The sequence below is a fragment of the Lutimaribacter marinistellae genome (assembly GCF_042648365.1).
Taxonomy (GTDB): Bacteria; Pseudomonadota; Alphaproteobacteria; order Rhodobacterales; family Rhodobacteraceae; genus Lutimaribacter_A; species Lutimaribacter_A marinistellae.
The window spans coordinates 1-2,500 of the sequence record NZ_JBHRXI010000024.1; the positions used below are offsets into that span (position 1 = coordinate 1).

2 tRNA genes and 2 rRNA genes (1 of these 4 cut by a window edge) are annotated in these 2,500 nt (G+C 55.0%); all 4 read right to left on the reverse strand.

Going from position 1 to position 2,500, the window contains the following annotated elements:
• Positions 1–1,474 (reverse strand): 23S ribosomal RNA (locus ACFORG_RS18680); the annotation flags it as partial.
• Positions 1,475–1,908: 434 nt separating this feature from the next.
• Positions 1,909–1,985: transfer RNA gene (locus ACFORG_RS18685), tRNA-Ile, on the reverse strand.
• 107 nt (positions 1,986–2,092) lie between these two features.
• Positions 2,093–2,168 (reverse strand) — tRNA-Ala (locus ACFORG_RS18690).
• Positions 2,169–2,349: 181 nt separating this feature from the next.
• Positions 2,350–2,500, reverse strand: a 16S ribosomal RNA gene (locus tag ACFORG_RS18695) (it continues 1,313 nt past the right edge of the window).

The window sequence follows — 2,500 nt, forward strand, 5'->3', positions numbered from 1 at the left end:
TGGCCCAGGAATATTGACCTGGTTCCCATCGCCTACGCCTTTCGGCCTCGGCTTAGGGGCCGGCTTACCCTGCTCAGATTAGCTTTAAGCAGGAACCCTTGGACTTTCGGCGAGAGTGTCTCTCACACTCTTTGTCGCTACTCATGTCATCATTCTCGCTAGTGATCGCTCCACGGGTCGCTCACGCGCCCGCTTCATCGCCAAACCCGGCCCTCCAATGATCCGTTGCCGGATCGAAGGGGGAATGGGTTTTATCACACTACGCTCTGCTACCGTGCTTTCGCACCCGAAGCTTCGGCTCATGGCTTGAGCCCCGTTACATCTTCGCCGCAGGACAACTTGTTTAGACCAGTGAGCTGTTACGCTATCTTTAAAGGATGGCTGCTTCTAAGCCAACCTCCTGGTTGTTTTGGTCGTCCCACCTGCTTTCCCACTTAGCCATGAATTGGGGGCCTTAGCTGTCGGTCAGGGTTGTTTCCCTCTCCACTACGGACGTTAGCATCCGCAGTGTGTCTGCCATCTAGTACTCCCGGGTATTCGGAGTTTGGTTAGGATCAGTAAGCCTGTGGGGCCCCATTACCCATCCAGTGCTCTACCCCCCGGGGTATTCGGATGACGCTCTACCTAAATAGATTTCGCAGAGAACCAGCTATCTCCGAGTTTGATTGGCCTTTCACCCCTAGGCACAGCTCATCCCGATCCTTTTCAACGGATGTGGGTTCGGCCCTCCAACAAGTGTTACCTTGTCTTCAGCCTGGCCATGCCTAGATCACTCGGTTTCGGGTCTGATCCCACGAACTCGACGCCCTATTAAGACTCGCTTTCGCTGCGCCTACACCTAACGGCTTAAGCTTGCACGTGAGACCAAGTCGATGACCCATTATACAAAAGGTACGCCGTCAGCTCGCAAGGAGCCTCCGACTGATTGTAGGCGTTCGGTTTCAGGTACTGTTTCACTCCCCTCGTCGGGGTGCTTTTCACCTTTCCCTCACGGTACTGGTTCGCTATCGGTCAGCAAGGAGTACTTAGCCTTCGAGGGTGGTCCCCCGATCTTCAGACAGGATTTCACGTGTCCCGCCCTACTTAATACGTCCCATCGAGCTTCGAATACGGGGCTGTCACCCGCTATGGCCATGCTTCCCAACATGTTCTTCTCACTCTCAAGGCTCGGCTGGTCCCCGTTCGCTCGCCGCTACTAGGGGAGTATCATTGATTTCCTTTCCTCCGGGTACTTAGATGTTTCAGTTCCCCGGGTTTGCTCTTAAAACCCTATGTATTCAGGTCTTAAGTACCTGTTCATGCACCCTATTGACCGGCATGGCCGACAATAGAGAACATTCAGGTGGGTTGCCCCATTCGGAGATCCCTGGATCAAAGCCTATTCTCGGCTCCCCAGAGCTTATCGCAGAGTATCACGTCCTTCATCGCCTCTTGCTGCCAAGGCATCCACCAAACGCCCTTCTCGCGCTTGATCTGATCCAGAAAGAGAAGGACTGAACCTCTTGAGATCGGAAGCTGGAACAACCGACCCTCGTTTCCGGACCAAAAGCATCACTTTCCCGTGCCCGCAAGGCGGGCACTTTTGGTTAGTGTACTTGACTTGGACAACTCTGTTCGTTTCAGCCGCGATACCTTCGAACGAGCGAGGAAGCACTCGGTTCGAAAGCCGCCCGCCAGAACCCTGGCGGGAACGACTGAGATAAACGCCACACTCGGCGTCCATCAAACAGTGTTGATTGATTTCTCTCTAAACGATGTCAATTGTATGCGTCCGATTGGACGGCAAAACACTCAATACAGTGTTTTACGGTCAAATCGGTGAGGTTGGCCCCGCTTCGTCGCTCTCGTGACTTTCGCTCACGCGAAGGCACTGTCACTTCGTTACACTTTGCTGCGCAAAGCGAACGGTGGTGGGTCGAGGAGGACTTGAACCTCCGACCTCACGCTTATCAGGCGTGCGCTCTAACCACCTGAGCTACCGACCCAGCTGATTTGCCAACAGGCAAATCGGCGTCGCCCTGGCAGGCTCCTTGCGCAGCAAGGATGCCGAGAAGGGCCGGCCCCGACGTGGTTAAGCAAGGGCCTTCATTCATGGTGGAGCCTAGGAGGATCGAACTCCTGACCTCCTGAATGCAAATCAGGCGCTCTCCCAGCTGAGCTAAGGCCCCTTGCCGGATCCTGCACCGCTGCAAGACCCTGATTTCCTGAAGAGATATGAGGACGGCCTGGTCCTTGGAGTTTGATCAGCTTTGATTGCTGATCTTGCTAAGTGCGTCACGTTGGTTTGCGCTACCGCTTCGCTACTTGAGCGCGTTGGCGACGACAAAATCAATCTAGACGCATCCTTAGAAAGGAGGTGATCCAGCCGCAGGTTCCCCTACGGCTACCTTGTTACGACTTCACCCCAGTCGCTGAGCCTACCGTGGCCAGCTGCCCCCCGTAAGGGTTGGCGCACCGTCTTCGGGTAGACCCAACTCCCATGGTGTGACGGGCGGTGTGT